Below are 14,482 nucleotides of genomic sequence, written 5' to 3'. Positions count from 1 at the left end.
CTAGGGGTGTTCCCGCGCGAGGCTTTGGTGTTGGTTGAGGGCCCGCAGTACGGCGACGGCGGTCCAGAGGGCGGCGAGGATCCACCACCAGGGACCGGCGGGCAGTGCCAGGGCGAGGACGACAAGAACGGTGACCGCTGTGATGTCGAGCAGGAGAACCGGCCAATACCTGTCGGTGCGTGGCGGCCGGGGCGTGCCCGTCACGGCCGTGTCCCGCTTTGCCGTGCCTGGTCCCGGTTCCGGGTCTGGTCCTCGGCTTCCAGCAGCGCCGCGAGGGCGGCCAGGGCAGGGACGGCGTTTTCTATGACGTTCTGGTAGGCCTCCGGGAGCCGTTCCAAGGCTTGGCCGAGCCTTCGGTCGTTGGCGGCCTGCCATGCTGCCAGTATCTCCGTGCCGGTCTGCGTCAGGATCAGGTTCACGGCCCTGCGGTCCCCCGGACGGGGGGTGCGTTCCACGAATCCTGCGGTCACCATTTGCTGGACCAGGCTGCTGACGGTGTTGGTCGCCAGCCGTTGGCGGTCGGCGAGGTCACTGACCCCCATGCCGGGCTCATCGGCAAGGCGTTGCATGACCTCCACCTGAGCCATGGGCAGGGATTCCCAGGGGAACTCCTGCCGCACGCTGGAGCGCAGGACCCGCCGCAGACGCGTGATCACCCCGGTCAGCGACCAGGCACCGGCGCCGGCATAGTCACGGACCGCCGGGTCGGTGGCCGGGTCGGATGCATTGACGGTGTTCATGCCATTAGCCTAACCCGGTATTCCCCCTATAGAATAGTTCTGTGACCGAACAACTTTCTTCAGGCGCAGCCCCTTTCTCCGCCGCTCCGCCCACCGGCTGGGGGAAGCTGTGGCGGGAACCGGCCAGGCCTGACTGGATCCGGCGACGACCCGGTGCGCCGTGGCTGGTCGTGGCAACGGTGTGTATCGGCGCGTTCATGGGCCAGCTGGATGCCAGCATCGTGACACTGGCGGTGCCGGCCATCAGGACTGACATGAACGCCACCCTCGCCCAGGTGGAGTGGGTGGCGCTGATTTACCTTCTGGTGCTGGTGGGCAGCATCTCGGCGGTCGGCCGGCTGGCGGACATGGTGGGGCGGAAGCTGCTCTACACCTATGGGTTCGCCCTGTTTACCCTCGCTTCCCTGGGGTGCGCGCTTGCCCCCGACATCACCTGGCTCCTGGTGGCCAGGGCTGTCCAGGCGGTCGGCGCGGCCATGTTGCAGGCCAACAGTGTTGCCCTGATCCGGACGAGCATGCCTGCCGGGAAGCTTGGTAAGGCCATCGGCCTCCAGGGTGCCGCGCAGGCCATCGGCCTGGCCATGGGCCCTTCGGTCGGCGGCCTCCTGATCGGCCTGGGTGGGTGGCGGTGGGTGTTCTTCGTCAACATCCCCGCAGGGATTATCGGGTTGCTGTTGGGCTGGTTCCTGCTCCCGCGCACCCACGTCAAGGCCCCCCGTGCCCGGCTGGACTGGCTGGGGCTGGTTGCCCTGATGCCGGCCGTCGGGGCGCTGCTCCTGGCTTTGTCGGAGGCGGCCAGGCTCGGTTTCGGCAACTCCGTTGTTCTCGGACTGCTGGGCGCATCGCTGGTTCTTTTCGTTCTCTTTGCCCTGCGGGAACGCCGGGCAAGACACCCCTTGGTAGACCTGTCGCTGTTCAGGTCCGGGACATTCAGCCGGGGCGTCGCGACCGGTCTGCTGGGCTATCTCGTGCTGTTCGGGGTCCTGTTCGTCACACCGCTGCATCTGGAATCGGAGTATTTCCTTCCCCCGGCCCAGGCCGGACTGCTGCTGACGGTCCTCCCGGTCACATTGGGACTCGTTGCACCGGTTGCGGGTCTGCTGGCGGACCGGTTCGGCGCCCGGTTGCCGGCGTCCGCAGGCATGGGACTGGCCGCAGCCGCGCTGGCCGCGCTCGTTTTCTCCTCCCATGATCTGTGGGTCACGGCAGCCGCCCTCGCGGCCATGGGCATGGGCCTGGGCCTGTTCACCCCAGCCAACAACGCCTCCGTGGCAGCGGCCGGACACGACCACCAGGCCGGCATGGTCAGCGGCGTCTTGAACATGACCCGGGGCGTCGGAACCTCCCTGGGCGTCGCCCTGGGCGCCGTCGCGTACTCCCTCGCCAACGCCCTGGGCAACAGTGCCGGAGCCCCGGCGGTCCCCGGACTCGGTTTCCGGATCGCGGTGGCGCTCTTCGCGGTCCTCGGTGCCGCGGCAGCCATACTGTCGTTTCTGGGACGGCGCGCCCGCCCCAAGGCTCTTCCGGCCCCGGAGGACCATTCGGAACCCGGCTGACCTCAAGGTTGCCGAGCAACACTGTTTTTGCCCTAACTTCCCGAACAGGATCCCGAATCTCCATGACTGCCTCTGATTCCTTCTTCCCCTCGCCGACCGTCAGCGCCTTTCACCTAGGCCCCCTGACCATCCACTTCTACGCGCTGTGCATCCTGGCCGGGATCGTGCTGGCCGTCTGCCTGACGTCCCGGCGTTGGACCGCCCGCGGCGGTGCGCCCGGGCAGGTCCTGGACATCTGCCTCTGGGCGGTGCCCGCAGGGATCATCGGGGGCAGGCTCTACCACGTCATCACCGATCCCGAGCTCTACTTCCTTCCGGGAAAGAATCCGTGGAATGCCTTTGCTATCTGGGACGGAGGCTTGGGGATCTGGGGCGCCGTGGCCTTGGGCGTCGTGGGGGCATGGATCGGCTGCCGCAGGGCGAAGGTGTCTTTGGTGGCGTTCCTGGACGCAGTGGCGCCGGGTGTGGTTTTTGCCCAGGCCCTGGGCCGGTGGGGTAACTGGTTCAACAACGAGCTCTACGGGGATCCGACCGCTCTGCCGTGGAAACTCCAGATTCACCAGATGGATGCTGCAACTGGCTCGGCGGTGACCGATCCCTCGGGCGCGCCGGTGGTCCTGGGCTATTTCCAGCCCACGTTCCTCTACGAGTCCCTGTGGTGCGTCGTCGTCGGGCTTCTTCTTTTGTATGTGGACCGGCGTTTCACCCTCGGGGCGGGAAGCGTGTTCTCCCTGTATGTCGCCGGGTACACGGCGGGGCGCTTCGCTTTTGAACTGATGCGCTCCGACTATGCCAACCTGATCCTCGGGCTTCGGGTGAACACCTGGGTTGCCGCTCTGATCTTCCTCGGGGGCGCCGTCGCGTTTGCCCTGCTGTTCCGGCGCAGACGCTCGACGGCCGTGCCCGCGGACTCCGCTAAACCGCTGACGGCCGGCGGCTGACATGCCGTGCCGGCATGCCGGCCGCGCCCACGTGCCCGACACCCGGGCAACGCCCACTGCCCGGGCACTTGAACAGACCGGGGCACCACGCTCGAGAACCAACACGACCCATCGCCAGAGAACCTGAGGAAGATATGTTCAATCGGATACGAATTCGGCCTTGGCCCCGTGGACGAGGCGTGCTTCCGCACGGTGCTGGGTCCGATCCGGCCGGGACCCGTGCGCCGGCCGCCGTGGCTTCCGGCAGGAACCCGCTCCTGGACACGGGAACAACGCTCGGCCGGATCCTGGTCTTCCTCGGCGTGAGCGCCGTCTGCGGGATGCTCGTGGCCGGCCTGATGGTCCCCGCCGCAGCGGTGGCCGGGATCACAGCGAGCGGCTCGGCCCAGTTCTTCAACGGGCTGCCCAGTGAGCTGACTGTGGCACCTGCCGGGCAGGTGACGAGGGTACTCGCAGCAGACGGATCCCAGATCGCGACGCTGTTCAACGAGAACCGCACCCAGGTTCCCCTCGAGCAGATGTCCCCGAACATCAAGAACGCCATCGTCGCGATCGAGGATTACCGCTTCTACGAGCACGGCGGCATCGACCCGACCGGCATCCTGCGCGCCCTCGTGACGAACAGCGGCGGGGCCCGGCAGGGCGCCTCCACATTGACCCAGCAGTACGTGACCAACGTGCTCAACGAGAACCTCATCGCCCAGGGCAAGGACGCCCAGGTCGTGCTCAACGGCCAGAAGACCATCAACGACAAGCTCCGGGAGATGAAGCTCGCCATCGGCCTCGAGAAGCAGTTCACGAAGGACCAGATCCTCGCCGGCTACCTCAACATCGTCGGCTTCAACGCCAACGCCTACGGCATCCAGGCCGCCAGCCAGTACTTCTTCTCCGTTGACGCCAAGGACCTTACGGTGCCCCAGGCGGCCCTGCTCGCCGGCCTGGTCAACGGACCCTCGCTGTTCGACCCCACCCAGCACCCGGTGGCGTCCAAGACGCGGCGGGACCTGGTGCTCGATGCGATGCTCCAGCACGGCTACATCAACCAGCGGCAGCACGACGACGCCGTCAACACCCCGATCCAACTCAAGGTCAACCCGCCCAAGCAGGGCTGCGCCTACGCCGTCCAGGCTCAGTACTTCTGCGATTACGTCCTCCACCAGATCCAGAACGACCCGGCCTATGGCGCGACACAGGAGGACCGGATCCAGAAGATCATGCGCGGCGGCCTGACCATCAAGACCACCCTGGACCCGCGCCTCCAAGGACCCGCCCAGGCCCAGGTCGACGCCACGACCGGGACGAACCCGGACAAATGGGGCGCCTCCCTCGTGACGGTCCAGCCCGGCACAGGCAAGGTCCTCGCCATGGCACAGAACTCCCGCACGCTCGCCGGCCAGGGCACAAGCTTCGTCTCGACCTACAACTTCAACGTCGACCGCGCGGACGCCAACGGCAACGACCTGGGCGGCGTGGGCGGCATGCAGCCCGGCTCGACCATGAAGCCGGTGACCCTCGCGGCCTGGCTCGGCGAAGGCAAAACAACGAACCAGATTGTCGACGCGTCAAGGCGTCGCTACGGCGTCAACTACCCGTGGAAGACGACATGCGGGGCCGTCCATGGCTGGTTCGACAGCACTCTTCCACCCTCCACGGACCTGCAGAACGACGAACCCGGCTGGTACCGGCCCATGACAGTCCGCCAGGGCATCTACAACTCAATCAACACCGCGACGTTCGCGTCCCTGGCCGGCCTGAACGACTTCTGCGACGTCCAGCGGGCGGCCGACGCCATCGGCCTGCACCTGGGCGACGGGAACGACAAGAAGATCGACCTCTCGACCCTGGGCAATATCCTGGGCAGCCAGAACGTCGCCCCCCTGACGATGGCCAACGCCTTCGCTACCTTCGCCGCGGACGGCAGGTACTGCGCACCCATCTCGATCGCCGAAGTCGACGACGCCTCGGGCAAGAGAATCGGCGGGCAGGCATCGGCGTGCCAGCCGAACGCCCTGAAACCGGATGTCGCCAAGGCCACCACCAATGTCCTCCAGGACGTCCTCACCAAGGGCTCCGGCCTGCTCATCCCGCAGAAGCTCGGCGTCCCGGACGCCGCCAAGACCGGCACCAACCAGTACAACAACCAGACCTGGGTCCTTGGCTACACGAAAGGCCTGGCAACGGCGTCCTTCTTCGGAGACCCCTTCAACGGCGGTCCCTCGCGGCTCGGACGCGACATCACGGTCAACGGCAGATACTACCCCGTGGTCGACGGGGCCTACATCGCCGGACCACAGTGGGCGCAGTACATGCAGCAGGTCGTCGGTCTCTACGACCACGGCGACTTCGACGCCCCGCCGCAGAGCCTCATCGGCGGCTCCGCGGCACAGACCCGCAGCAGCGACCAGGCCACTGGAGGGACCCCGAGCCAGGCACCGCAGCCGACGGCGCCCCAGGCCCCGACAGCCCCGTCGAAACCCGGCAACGGAAACGGGAAGGGCTGATGCCCTCATCGCGGCAGGCCAGGTCGGGCCTCGGTCAGGCCGGCGAGGGGACCTGCCCGCCTCGCGGCACGTTCCGTGATCGGCAACTCAAACAAGCCGGAACCTTAACCGACAAGGCAAAACGCAAGCCATGAACCGAGCATCACTTAGCCGTCGAAGGACAGAATACGCGACCCGGCCGAAAGACCGTCGAATCCCTCCAGCGCCCGCATGAACTGCTGGGCGGGGGGAGGCGAGGGTTCGTCCGTGATGGCCGGCCCAGCGGGGCAGCTCGAGTGCGATCTGCTGTCCTCGACGTCGGGCGGCAAGGCTTGGGCTGATCTCACCATATGACTGATGAAAGTCCCGATCCTCGGTCGACGGAGCGTGGCAGCGATTCTTGACAGGTCAAGCTCTGGCTTCTGACACCGGCTTCAGTTCCCGGTGCCCGTTCGCGGCGTAGCATTCAACACGTGATCGACCTCGAGCCGTTTTCCCTCATCATGCTCTTGGTCGCGGGCGCTCTGCTTGCCGCCGTGTTGACCCATCGCCTCAGCGCCCGGCTCCGTGTACCCGCGCCGGCCTTGTTTCTCTTGGCCGCGTCCCTGGCCTCCGATGTTGTACCCGGGCTCGAACAAATCCCGGTGACTGTGGATGAACGAATCGTCACCGTTGCCTTGGTATTCATCCTCTTCGATGGCGGCATGCACATCGGCTGGCACCGGTTCCGTCAATCAGCCGGGGCCATAGCGTGGATCGGGATCGCCGGAACCGCGGCAACGGCAGCCGCCCTGGCACTGGTCGCTCATGCGTTTTTTGGATTCGGCTGGGGCGCGGCCCTGCTCATCGGTGCGGCCTTGTCCCCGACAGATCCCGCCGTCGTGTTCTCCGTCCTGGGCGGCCGGGAAATCACCGGCCGGACAGGCACCATCTTGGAGGGTGAATCGGGGGCGAACGACCCGGTCGGCATCGCCTTGATGATCAGCCTGCTCGGCGCCACAGGTGGCGGGCTTGACGCCGTGGCCGTCGGCACAGCGGACTTCATGCTCCAAATGGCCGTCGGTGCTCTGATCGGTTTCTTGGCCGGACATGGCTTATTGGCGCTGATGCGCAAGGTTGCCCTGCCGAACGAAGCCCTGCACTCGGTGGGAACGATGGCGGCTGTTGCCTTCATCTATGCCGCAACGACCTTGCTCCACGGTTCAGGGTTCTTGGCAGTGTTTCTGGCTGGAATCATCATCGGCGACCAACGCGCCCCTCACAAACGCGACATCGAACGCTTCAGCGCCGGCATCGCCAGCCTGGCCGAAATCGTCGCGTTCACAGTTCTGGGGCTCAGCGTCCCGCTCCTGGAGGTCCTCCGCTCCGGCGAGCTGGGGACCGGGCTGGCCCTTGCCGGCCTGCTTATCCTCATCATCCGCCCCGCCCTTGTCGGATTGCTCACAATACCCATCCGGCTGCGCCGCGGCGAACGCGCCTTCATCCTGCTCGCCGGTCTCAAAGGAGCCGTCCCGATCCTGCTGGGCATGTTCATCCTCAGCGCCGGACCGCCCGATGCGTCACGCATCTACTCCATTATCTTCATCGTCGTCCTGACCTCGGTCATCGTTCAAGGCACACTCGTGCCCTACCTCGCCGCACTCCTGCACGTGCCGATGCGCCGCATCGACCCGGAACCCTGGGGCATTGGCCTGCGGTTCACCGACGAACCGCACGGACTGCACCGCCACGTCGTCGAGCCCGGATCCCCGGCGGATGGCTCGACCATAGCGGAGATGGCCCTGGGCGAATCAGGGTGGATCAGCATGATCCGACGAGACGGCCAGCTCATCCAAGTCCGCGGCGAAACCACACTGCATGCCGGTGACGTCGTGCTCGCCCTCTCGGATTCGGAAACCGGGCTCGCACGACTCTTCAAGCAACCCCGGTAAGGCCTGCAGGCACCAGACCGGGGCCTTATGGACCATCGGGAATTATGCGGAACACCGGATAGTTCAACGCGGTTTCCTTGAACGGGCTACATCGTCCCGGTCAGATTTCTGCGTCGTTGTGATAAAGGACCTACCGCTGGGCATAAGGGGCAGGAGCGCAACTTGGGGGACCGGGAACAATCCAAAACTTCGGGAGGAAATGAGCGGAGCGCGAACGAAGTTTTGAATTGCGAGCGGCGCGCAGCGCCCTGGTTGCGCGGAGAACCCGCCCAGCGATGATCGGGCATCAGAACGACAAAAGCCGCTGGTAAGGCACCTAATCTTCCATGCGCGAGGATAACCACGAATTGAATTCACTCCGGCTGATCCGCAGATGGCGGACGATTCGGTAGGCACGGGGGCCGACGTGCTTCACCCGCCACTGGTAGAACGTCCGCTCAGGAATTTGCAAATGGGTGCAGATGTCTTTCGGGGTCAGCCATTGTTCGTCGGCAGTGTCCGCCGCACTTCTGTGGTCTGGCGTCGTGGTCATCGGTGTCTCGGTCGTGTCCGCGGTTTGGTCGTCGGCGGAAGTTCCGACTGTGTTCCTGGTTCATGGGGACGACGGGGCCAGGCGGCATGACGATGGGCTGAGACCGCGGCCAAGTGACCGATTCGACCTTGGCACGGCCACCCAGCCACGGCGATTCGCCCACCGGTTCGGTTCAAGTCCGAGTAGCCCTACCCGAAAAGAGCCCCTGAGCTGCGGAAACGTAGGTGAGGGGCTCTTTCAGTTTGGGGTTCCAAGGTAGCCACCCAGCGGAATCGAATTGAACCCGTTCCCGTCCGCTCAGTGACGGGACCAGCATGACGATGATCCACGTGAGGTTGCCCAGCTGCTCCTCCTTCAGTCAGGAGCTGGACGCCGGTCGGACGCCGAGCCATCCTCAAAGCCGGCGCCAACGGCGGACTGGTCCCTTAGCCTGGCGTTTTGTGCTCATCCGTCGATCCGGACCCGGATCATTGCTGCCGGGTCCGGGTGCGGGTCAATCCGCGCTCCGGCTGTGTCGCGCGCTAAGCCGTTCGCCGTCGACCACATCTTCCTCTTCCCGTTTCTCAAGTTTCCCGCTGCGCTTCGTTCCGCGGGGTGGGAGCTGGATGGCTTCTTCGGCGTCGATTCCTGCCTGCAGTTCCCGCCCGCGTTCCATTTCGGCGTCGAACTCTGCGCCGAACAGGAGGGACATGTTCAATATCCATAACCACAGGAGCATCACGATGACACCCCCTATTGCCCCGTAGGTCTTGTTGTAGTTGCTGAAGTTGGCCACGTAGAAGCCAAAGCCCAGCGATGCAAGGATGAATGCCAGCAAAGCGATGAAGGAGCCGATGCTCATCCAACGGAACCGCGGCTGCTTCACGTTAGGGGTGACGTAGTACAAGACCGCGATGATCAAGACCACCAGCAGGACGACGACGGGCCATTTTGCGAAGCTCCAGACCGTCAGGAGGTCTCCGCCAAGGTTGACTGCCCTCCCCACGGCGTCGGCCACGGGTCCGCTGAGCACGAGCATGCCGGCGATCAGCGCCACGAGCATCACCGCAAACACAGTGACACCGAGCATGGTTGCGCGAAGTTTGATGAACCCGCGCCCTTCGTCCACTTCGTAGACGCGGTTCATGGCCCTGCTGAAGGCTCCCACATATCCGGACGCCGACCACAGGGCAGCGACGAGACCGAGTACCAGGGCGAAGCCGGCCGACGTCGAGGTCGTGAGCTCTTCAATGGGCTGGCGGATGGTGTCGATGGTGGATCCCGGGGCGATGCCTTGGAGAAGGTCCAGGAGCGCCGAGGTGCTCTTGCCTGCCTGCCCGAAAATACCGAGAAGGGAGACGAGCGCAAGCAACGCAGGGAAAAGGGAAAGCACCGCGTAGTAGGTCAGCCCCGCGGCGGCGTCCGGGCACTGGTCCTTGGCGAACTCCCGGAAAGTCCTCTTGGTTATGTAGGTCCAGGTTGGCTTGGCGATGTCCGTGGGCCTGTCCGGTTTTCTGGCATCATCGGCATCCGGGGCTGTTGCTGCCTTGGCCTTGCTGCTTTCGGCGGGGCTGTTCGTCGTCATGGATGTCCCTCATTCCAGAGCGGGCTGGAGGCGTACTGTCCTGTCTACCGCAGTGGCCGGACAGCACGCCTCCGTGTGGATCAGGCCGGACGGATCCTGCCCCTGGCCGCTGTGGTGCTGTCCGTTACGTCGGAAACGGCGGTCTGGGATTCTTCCTTGACGTTTTCGACTGCCTCAGTGGCCGCGGACTTCACGTTGTCCAGCGCTTCCTGGGCCGGCTCCTGGAGATCCCGGGCCACGTCCTGAGCCGCCGCGGAAAGTTCGGTGGTCAGGGGTTCGGCAGCTTCCTTCAGGGCCGCAGCTGCCTCCTTTTCCTTATCGCTTGCCGGGATCAGGGAAGCCACCAGCAGCCCGGCGCCGAAGGCTATCAGCCCGGCAGCCAACGGGCTGCCTTGGGTCTTGCCTGCCAGACGGTGGGGCACGTCGCCTATGGCCGCACCGGCGTCGTCGATAGCCGATCGCCCGCCATCTGCCAGCTCATCCGCAGCGCCCATGACGTTCTCCTTCACGCCGAAGACGGCGTCTTTGACTTTTTCGGTTTGGCGTCGGACTACGTGAGATGGCGTCACTTTATCTGCCACTGCGTCAACGTTGGTGCCGAGGCGCCGGCGGGTTTCCTCTATCTCGGAACGGATAGCATCCGGGTTTTCACTCATCGTTGCTCCTCGCGTGGTTTGAGTGTTTCTGGGATTTCCTGGACTGTTGCGGCTGTCTGGGGCATGCCTTTGACGGCTTTGAGTTCCTTGCGGCCTATCGACGCCAGTACAGCGGCCACGATCGCCCAGAGGACAGCCACGACGACGGCGGACCAGCCCAGGCCCATCAGCTCGCCTAGTGCGTACCAAAGCGCGAGGGAAAGGAAGAGGAGGACAAAATGTCCGGCAACGCCGGCGCCTGCCAGCATTCCGGCACCTTTGCCTGCCTGCGCCGTGGACTGCTTCAGTTCAGCTTTGGCCAGCTCCACTTCCTGGCGCATCAGCGTGGAAATGTCCCGCGTGACCTCGCCCAGAAGGTCTCCCAGCGATGTCGATTCCGCTTTGGCCTGCGCGGGCGTCGGCGGGATGTGGTTCTCGGTCATCGCGACTCACCGCTGGTGGGCTCGACGCCGGGCCCGCTCCCGCCGTCGGCTGCGTCGTTTCCTGCCTGGGGAGCAGGAGAACCAAGACGATGCGAACGGTCACGGATGAAGGGATCCTCGGCTATCCCGCCGTCAGGCCAGGGATCGGCTTCCGGCTCGGTGACCGGCGCGGGTTGAGGCAAGGTTCCGGGATCGCCTGCGGGCGCAACGGTCCCATCCCCCGGGCCGGCGCCGGGGTTCGGGTATCCAGCGGTCGTCGTCGCCGGTCCAGGGAGCTGGACCGGAGGAGGGGGCACTGTCATCCCTGGCCCGGGGACGAAAGACCGGTCCTCGCTGCGGTCCGGCTGGACGGCGGCCCGCCCGGGGGCCGTTCTTTGCGGAGAGCGCTCAGCGCCGGCACTCAGTCCGCGGCTCAGGCGGCCGGCCAGGACGCCTGCTCCGGCGGCCAGGAGGAGGAACGCGCCGGGACGCTGTCGCGCGAAGGTCTTCACTTCGTCCAGGAGGGAGCCCGGATCCCGGTCCTCCAGCCAGGTCGCCACGGACGAAGACCGTTGGGCGGCTTGCCGCACCAAATCCGTTGCGACGCCGGGTTGTTCCGAAGCGATGGCCATGGAATGCAGTTCCTCCGAGATGGATCGAAGGCCTGCCGCGACTTTTTGCTGTTGCCTTCCGGCCTGGTCCGTGAGGTCCAGCCTGGCCTGCTCCAGCAGATCCCTTGCGCTTGAATTCACTTCAGAGGCAACGTTCGCAACTTCGGATTTCGCGGTTTCGACGACGTTCATCGCAGAGTCCCCGGCCTGCTCGGCGACGTTCCCTGCTTCGTCCTTGATGGTTTCCGTCGTCGGCATGCCGCTGTTCTGGGTCTGCGGCGGGTGAACTTGCGCATCCACTGGTCGCTCGGTGGCCGGCGGCGGCGCGTAATTCCCGTCCCATTGGTTCTCTGTCATCTTCGCTCTCTTTCCAAGAAGGTCGGCTGCGGATCAAGAACCAGAAATACTGGCAGTTAAGATAGTAAGCATGCTTACCTTCCGAGCGGAAACCCTTGTCCATGAATCCGGCGGGAAAGGTCCGCGAACTGCGCCGGGGAACGGCTTGGCCGCGCTCTGCGGGGGCATTTCCTGGCCGAGGATGGAGGATGCTTTTGCGGCGACTATCCCGACGTGTTGTCCGTAGGTGCCCCTGGGGCGGTTCCGCGGGATTCCGCACCATCATTCCGGCGGGCAAGTTTTCCAATGGAACTGGCGTCCAGTCGATGGAGGAGTGCTCTTGGTCCCGAATAGACTTCGACCGCTCCCGCTTCAAAAAGCTCGGCCGCACTGATTCCGCCGCATGTGAGGCCGATCGTTTCGATGCCGAGCCGGGCAGCAGCCTTGACATCCCAGACGGAATCGCCGACGAATACCACATCTGCGGCCTTTAGATGCAGCTTCTCAAGTGCGGCCAGAAGAATGTCGGGGGAGGGTTTGCTCTCGGCGGCGTCGGCCGAACTTGTCGCACAGTCGATCCAGGGTTCGGCGTCGAGAATGCCTCGGAGCACCTGAAGATCCCGCTCGTTTGCCGAGGAAGCCAACGCCACGGCCAACCCTGATTCCGCACACCCTTGCAGGAGTGTCCTTGCCGATTCGAAGGGGCGGATGGCGGGCCAAAAGGTCGAAAATATCGAGCCGTGAGCGCGCTCGACCGTAGCGCGGATATCCCGATCGGAGTCCGCGGGTAGTAGCCGCTCAAGCAGTTTGTCTCCACCCATGCCGATGTGGCGGTGGATTGATGCCATCGGCACGTCCAGCCCCTGTTGCCGGAAGGCCAGCCACCACGCCATCGTGTGGAAATAGGTGGAATCAACGAGGGTTCCGTCCACATCGAACAGGACCCCGACGTCTTTGGCGCTTTTCGGTTGGTCATTCATGAGTGGCAACCTTCCTTTGGCTGCTCCGGCCCCGGGTCATGGGGAGATTCCGGGTAAAGCATTCGCGGGTGGACGGTCCTTGACCGTCCGGCCCCAGGGCGCAGCACAATATTGTAAGTATACTTACTGAAAAGAATGCCAGACCTTATTGCGGAGGCCGCGTGGAACACCAGGCGGAGTACAAGCCGGGACCTTCACGGTAGAAACAAGTAGCCGTTACTCAATCGCCGGGCCGTTTCGGCGGTTTACGATCGGCACGAGGGCGATTTCCTGGAAGACGCTCTCGGCGGTAGCTGCGCCAATGCCCGGCACAGGGTGACACCGGGCATTGGCGCGCTTCATTTCCCAGGTACGGCGCTCAGTAGTTCGGCGAACCGTTCAACGCAGCCCGGCCGGCCCCGCTGCGGCGGGCGCGTTCAGTCCGCCGTACTGCCTTACTTGCCATGCCGTGGGGCGCCATGGTGTCCGGGTCTAGTCGCTGCTGTTGAGGATGTAGTCCACTGCTGCCGGTCCCGTCATACGCAAGCCTTGGAAGACGCCCTTCTTGCCTTTCCCGTTCTTTTCCGTCTGGAGGCCCGCGATCCGGAGGGCCGTGCGGAAGGCGCGGTCGGGGAGGGGGACTTTGCGGTTAAGGGAGCACCAGCTGACGTAGAGCCCATAGAACGCGTCGGCGTTGAGTCCTGAATCGTTCGTGTCATCTTTGATGATGCAATCCTCGAGGAACTGGCTGATCTGTGGAGGGGTCATGGTGCGCTCCGGGTCATTGATTTCTCATCCGGGTATTGTCCATCAGGGCCCGGACCATGGCAGGAAGCTTCCGGCCAGTCCGGGTACGGTATTCAGTGCTGGGTTCCTTAGGTGAATTCCTTGGCGCTGTTCCTTTGCCCCAGCGCTGTTCGAAGCGTTTGTAGAACGCGTGCATCAATTGATTGTCGAGTGAGCTCAGGTACTCATGGAGGCTCCTAGTGATAGCGTGGGCGGCTTTGGGCGCTCAGCGCCCAATCCGCAGGATCAGCGTGTAACCGTTTGGGAGATTTAAACATTGCCAGCCCGGCGATCCCGGGGACCGTCCGCCGGGCGGCTCCCGGATAACCGGTCCAATCAGCAGCGAGGCGGCGGGTGGTAGCTGCTCTGAGGTCCACACGGAGGCTTCGTCCGGCCGCTGCCGCTTCGTGTCCGTAGTTGGCTGCCGGTGTTCCCGGTCGTAGGTCGCCCGCTTTTCCCGGTTGCCGAGGATGGCATAGGCAGCCATGATGTCCTGGAGCTCCTGGAGCTCCTCCTGCAATTCCGGTTCCGCCGGACCGGGATCACGAGCCACACGGGCAGGCCGCGTGTCCGGGTGCCGGCCGCGCACGAGCGTGCGGTAGGCGCGGGTCACCTCACGCGCCGTGGCGGTCGGGGCGATATGCAGGATGTCGTAGGGATTCGGGCCGTTGTTCCTCATCGTAGGTGCTTGGTTCAGGTGGGCGGGGGGATGGTCCCCGGTCCGTTCAACCGGGGACCATCGTTGCGGAAGTCATCCTCGGGGCCTGGTCATCCCTGCGCTGGCTGCGCTGTGGCGTGGTCTGTGAACTCGACCGCCCTCTGCGTGTGATGGGCTGCTGAGGTGCTCCCGGTCCGGGAGGCTGCGCCGATGGTCAGGCGCTGATTTCCTGGCGCTGTTTTCCGGCGGTTTCGATTTCGATGCGGCGCGGCTTTGCTTTCTCCGCCACCGGGATGCGCAGGGTCAGGACTCCGGCGTCGTAGCTTGCTTT

At 64.8% G+C, this 14,482-nt stretch carries 15 protein-coding genes; 4 read left to right on the top strand and 11 right to left on the bottom strand.

Annotated elements, in window-relative coordinates:
• Positions 1–204: a hypothetical protein gene (locus tag BMF89_RS03895; protein ID WP_078105766.1), complete on the bottom strand. Its 204-nt coding sequence runs from the start codon at positions 202–204 to the stop codon at positions 1–3.
• Positions 201–740 carry a MarR family winged helix-turn-helix transcriptional regulator gene (locus BMF89_RS03890; RefSeq protein ID WP_078105765.1) on the bottom strand — a complete coding sequence of 180 codons (540 nt, stop codon included), beginning with the start codon at positions 738–740 and terminating at the stop codon, positions 201–203. Before BMF89_RS03890 ends, BMF89_RS03895 begins: the two co-directional genes overlap by 4 nt.
• A gap of 41 nt (positions 741–781) precedes the next feature.
• On the opposite strand from BMF89_RS03890, the gene BMF89_RS03885 reads away from it, so the two are divergent.
• The 3 genes from BMF89_RS03885 (at position 782) to BMF89_RS03875 (ending at position 5,738) form a co-directional block, all read left to right on the top strand.
• Positions 782–2,296, top strand: coding sequence for a DHA2 family efflux MFS transporter permease subunit (locus BMF89_RS03885; protein WP_078105764.1), 1,515 nt, complete (start codon positions 782–784; stop codon positions 2,294–2,296).
• 62 nt (positions 2,297–2,358) lie between these two features.
• Positions 2,359–3,237 (top strand): prolipoprotein diacylglyceryl transferase, encoded by an 879-nt coding sequence (lgt, locus tag BMF89_RS03880; protein WP_078105763.1) that lies wholly within the window; start codon positions 2,359–2,361, stop codon positions 3,235–3,237.
• Between the two features lie 179 nt (positions 3,238–3,416).
• Positions 3,417–5,738, top strand: coding sequence for a transglycosylase domain-containing protein (locus tag BMF89_RS03875; RefSeq protein WP_253190690.1), 2,322 nt, complete (start codon positions 3,417–3,419; stop codon positions 5,736–5,738).
• A 146-nt stretch (positions 5,739–5,884) separates the two neighbouring features.
• On the opposite strand, the gene BMF89_RS03870 is transcribed toward BMF89_RS03875, so the two are convergent.
• Positions 5,885–6,067, bottom strand: a complete 183-nt coding sequence (locus BMF89_RS03870; RefSeq protein WP_078105761.1) for a hypothetical protein — start codon at positions 6,065–6,067, stop codon at positions 5,885–5,887.
• Between the two features lie 123 nt (positions 6,068–6,190).
• On the opposite strand from BMF89_RS03870, the gene BMF89_RS03865 reads away from it, so the two are divergent.
• A complete protein-coding gene (locus BMF89_RS03865) occupies positions 6,191–7,648 on the top strand; it encodes a cation:proton antiporter (protein ID WP_139359530.1) in 1,458 nt (485 codons plus the stop codon).
• A 316-nt stretch (positions 7,649–7,964) separates the two neighbouring features.
• Here BMF89_RS03865 and BMF89_RS22735 read toward each other — a convergent pair whose 3' ends face one another.
• The 8 genes from BMF89_RS22735 to BMF89_RS03825 form a co-directional block, all read right to left on the bottom strand.
• The gene (locus BMF89_RS22735) at positions 7,965–8,180 is read right to left on the bottom strand and encodes a helix-turn-helix domain-containing protein (protein ID WP_078105760.1); all 216 of its coding nucleotides are present in this window, start codon (positions 8,178–8,180) and stop codon (positions 7,965–7,967) included.
• Between the two features lie 493 nt (positions 8,181–8,673).
• The gene (locus BMF89_RS03855; RefSeq protein WP_078105759.1) at positions 8,674–9,744 is read right to left on the bottom strand and encodes a YihY/virulence factor BrkB family protein; all 1,071 of its coding nucleotides are present in this window, start codon (positions 9,742–9,744) and stop codon (positions 8,674–8,676) included.
• 80 nt (positions 9,745–9,824) lie between these two features.
• A complete protein-coding gene (locus BMF89_RS03850; protein WP_078105758.1) occupies positions 9,825–10,400 on the bottom strand; it encodes a DUF3618 domain-containing protein in 576 nt (191 codons plus the stop codon).
• Positions 10,397–10,822 (bottom strand): phage holin family protein, encoded by a 426-nt coding sequence (locus BMF89_RS03845; RefSeq protein WP_078105757.1) that lies wholly within the window; start codon positions 10,820–10,822, stop codon positions 10,397–10,399. The genes BMF89_RS03850 and BMF89_RS03845 overlap by 4 nt, the downstream gene beginning before the upstream one ends.
• Positions 10,819–11,769, bottom strand: coding sequence for a hypothetical protein (locus tag BMF89_RS03840; protein WP_078105756.1), 951 nt, complete (start codon positions 11,767–11,769; stop codon positions 10,819–10,821). Before BMF89_RS03840 ends, BMF89_RS03845 begins: the two co-directional genes overlap by 4 nt.
• Before the next feature lie 203 nt (positions 11,770–11,972).
• Positions 11,973–12,728: an HAD family hydrolase gene (locus BMF89_RS03835; RefSeq protein ID WP_078105755.1), complete on the bottom strand. Its 756-nt coding sequence runs from the start codon at positions 12,726–12,728 to the stop codon at positions 11,973–11,975.
• A gap of 471 nt (positions 12,729–13,199) precedes the next feature.
• Positions 13,200–13,475, bottom strand: coding sequence for a hypothetical protein (locus BMF89_RS03830; RefSeq protein ID WP_078105754.1), 276 nt, complete (start codon positions 13,473–13,475; stop codon positions 13,200–13,202).
• Between the two features lie 244 nt (positions 13,476–13,719).
• Positions 13,720–14,172 carry a DnaJ domain-containing protein gene (locus BMF89_RS03825; protein WP_078105753.1) on the bottom strand — a complete coding sequence of 151 codons (453 nt, stop codon included), beginning with the start codon at positions 14,170–14,172 and terminating at the stop codon, positions 13,720–13,722.
• Between the last annotated feature and the right edge of the window lie 310 nt (positions 14,173–14,482).

Source organism: Arthrobacter sp. SRS-W-1-2016 (assembly GCF_002009585.1).
Classification (GTDB): Bacteria; Actinomycetota; Actinomycetes; order Actinomycetales; family Micrococcaceae; genus Arthrobacter; species Arthrobacter bambusae_A.
The sequence above is the reverse complement of the archived record's forward strand: the minus strand, read 5'-3'. Positions and strand labels throughout refer to the sequence as shown.

Excerpts from the sequence above, each read along its gene's own strand:
- BMF89_RS03845 (WP_078105757.1), bottom strand. The coding sequence starts at position 10,822 with ATGACCGAGAACCACATCCCGCCGACGCCCGCGCAGGCCAAAGCGGAA.
- BMF89_RS03830 (WP_078105754.1), bottom strand. The coding sequence starts at position 13,475 with ATGACCCCTCCACAGATCAGCCAGTTCCTCGAGGATTGCATCATCAAA.
- BMF89_RS03825 (WP_078105753.1), bottom strand. The coding sequence starts at position 14,172 with ATGAGGAACAACGGCCCGAATCCCTACGACATCCTGCATATCGCCCCG.
- BMF89_RS03835 (WP_078105755.1), bottom strand. The coding sequence starts at position 12,728 with ATGAATGACCAACCGAAAAGCGCCAAAGACGTCGGGGTCCTGTTCGAT.
- BMF89_RS03890 (WP_078105765.1), bottom strand. The coding sequence starts at position 740 with ATGAACACCGTCAATGCATCCGACCCGGCCACCGACCCGGCGGTCCGT.
- BMF89_RS03855 (WP_078105759.1), bottom strand. The coding sequence starts at position 9,744 with ATGACGACGAACAGCCCCGCCGAAAGCAGCAAGGCCAAGGCAGCAACA.
- BMF89_RS03850 (WP_078105758.1), bottom strand. The coding sequence starts at position 10,400 with ATGAGTGAAAACCCGGATGCTATCCGTTCCGAGATAGAGGAAACCCGC.
- BMF89_RS22735 (WP_078105760.1), bottom strand. The coding sequence starts at position 8,180 with ATGACCACGACGCCAGACCACAGAAGTGCGGCGGACACTGCCGACGAA.
- lgt (WP_078105763.1), top strand. The coding sequence starts at position 2,359 with ATGACTGCCTCTGATTCCTTCTTCCCCTCGCCGACCGTCAGCGCCTTT.
- BMF89_RS03840 (WP_078105756.1), bottom strand. The coding sequence starts at position 11,769 with ATGACAGAGAACCAATGGGACGGGAATTACGCGCCGCCGCCGGCCACC.
- BMF89_RS03870 (WP_078105761.1), bottom strand. The coding sequence starts at position 6,067 with ATGGTGAGATCAGCCCAAGCCTTGCCGCCCGACGTCGAGGACAGCAGA.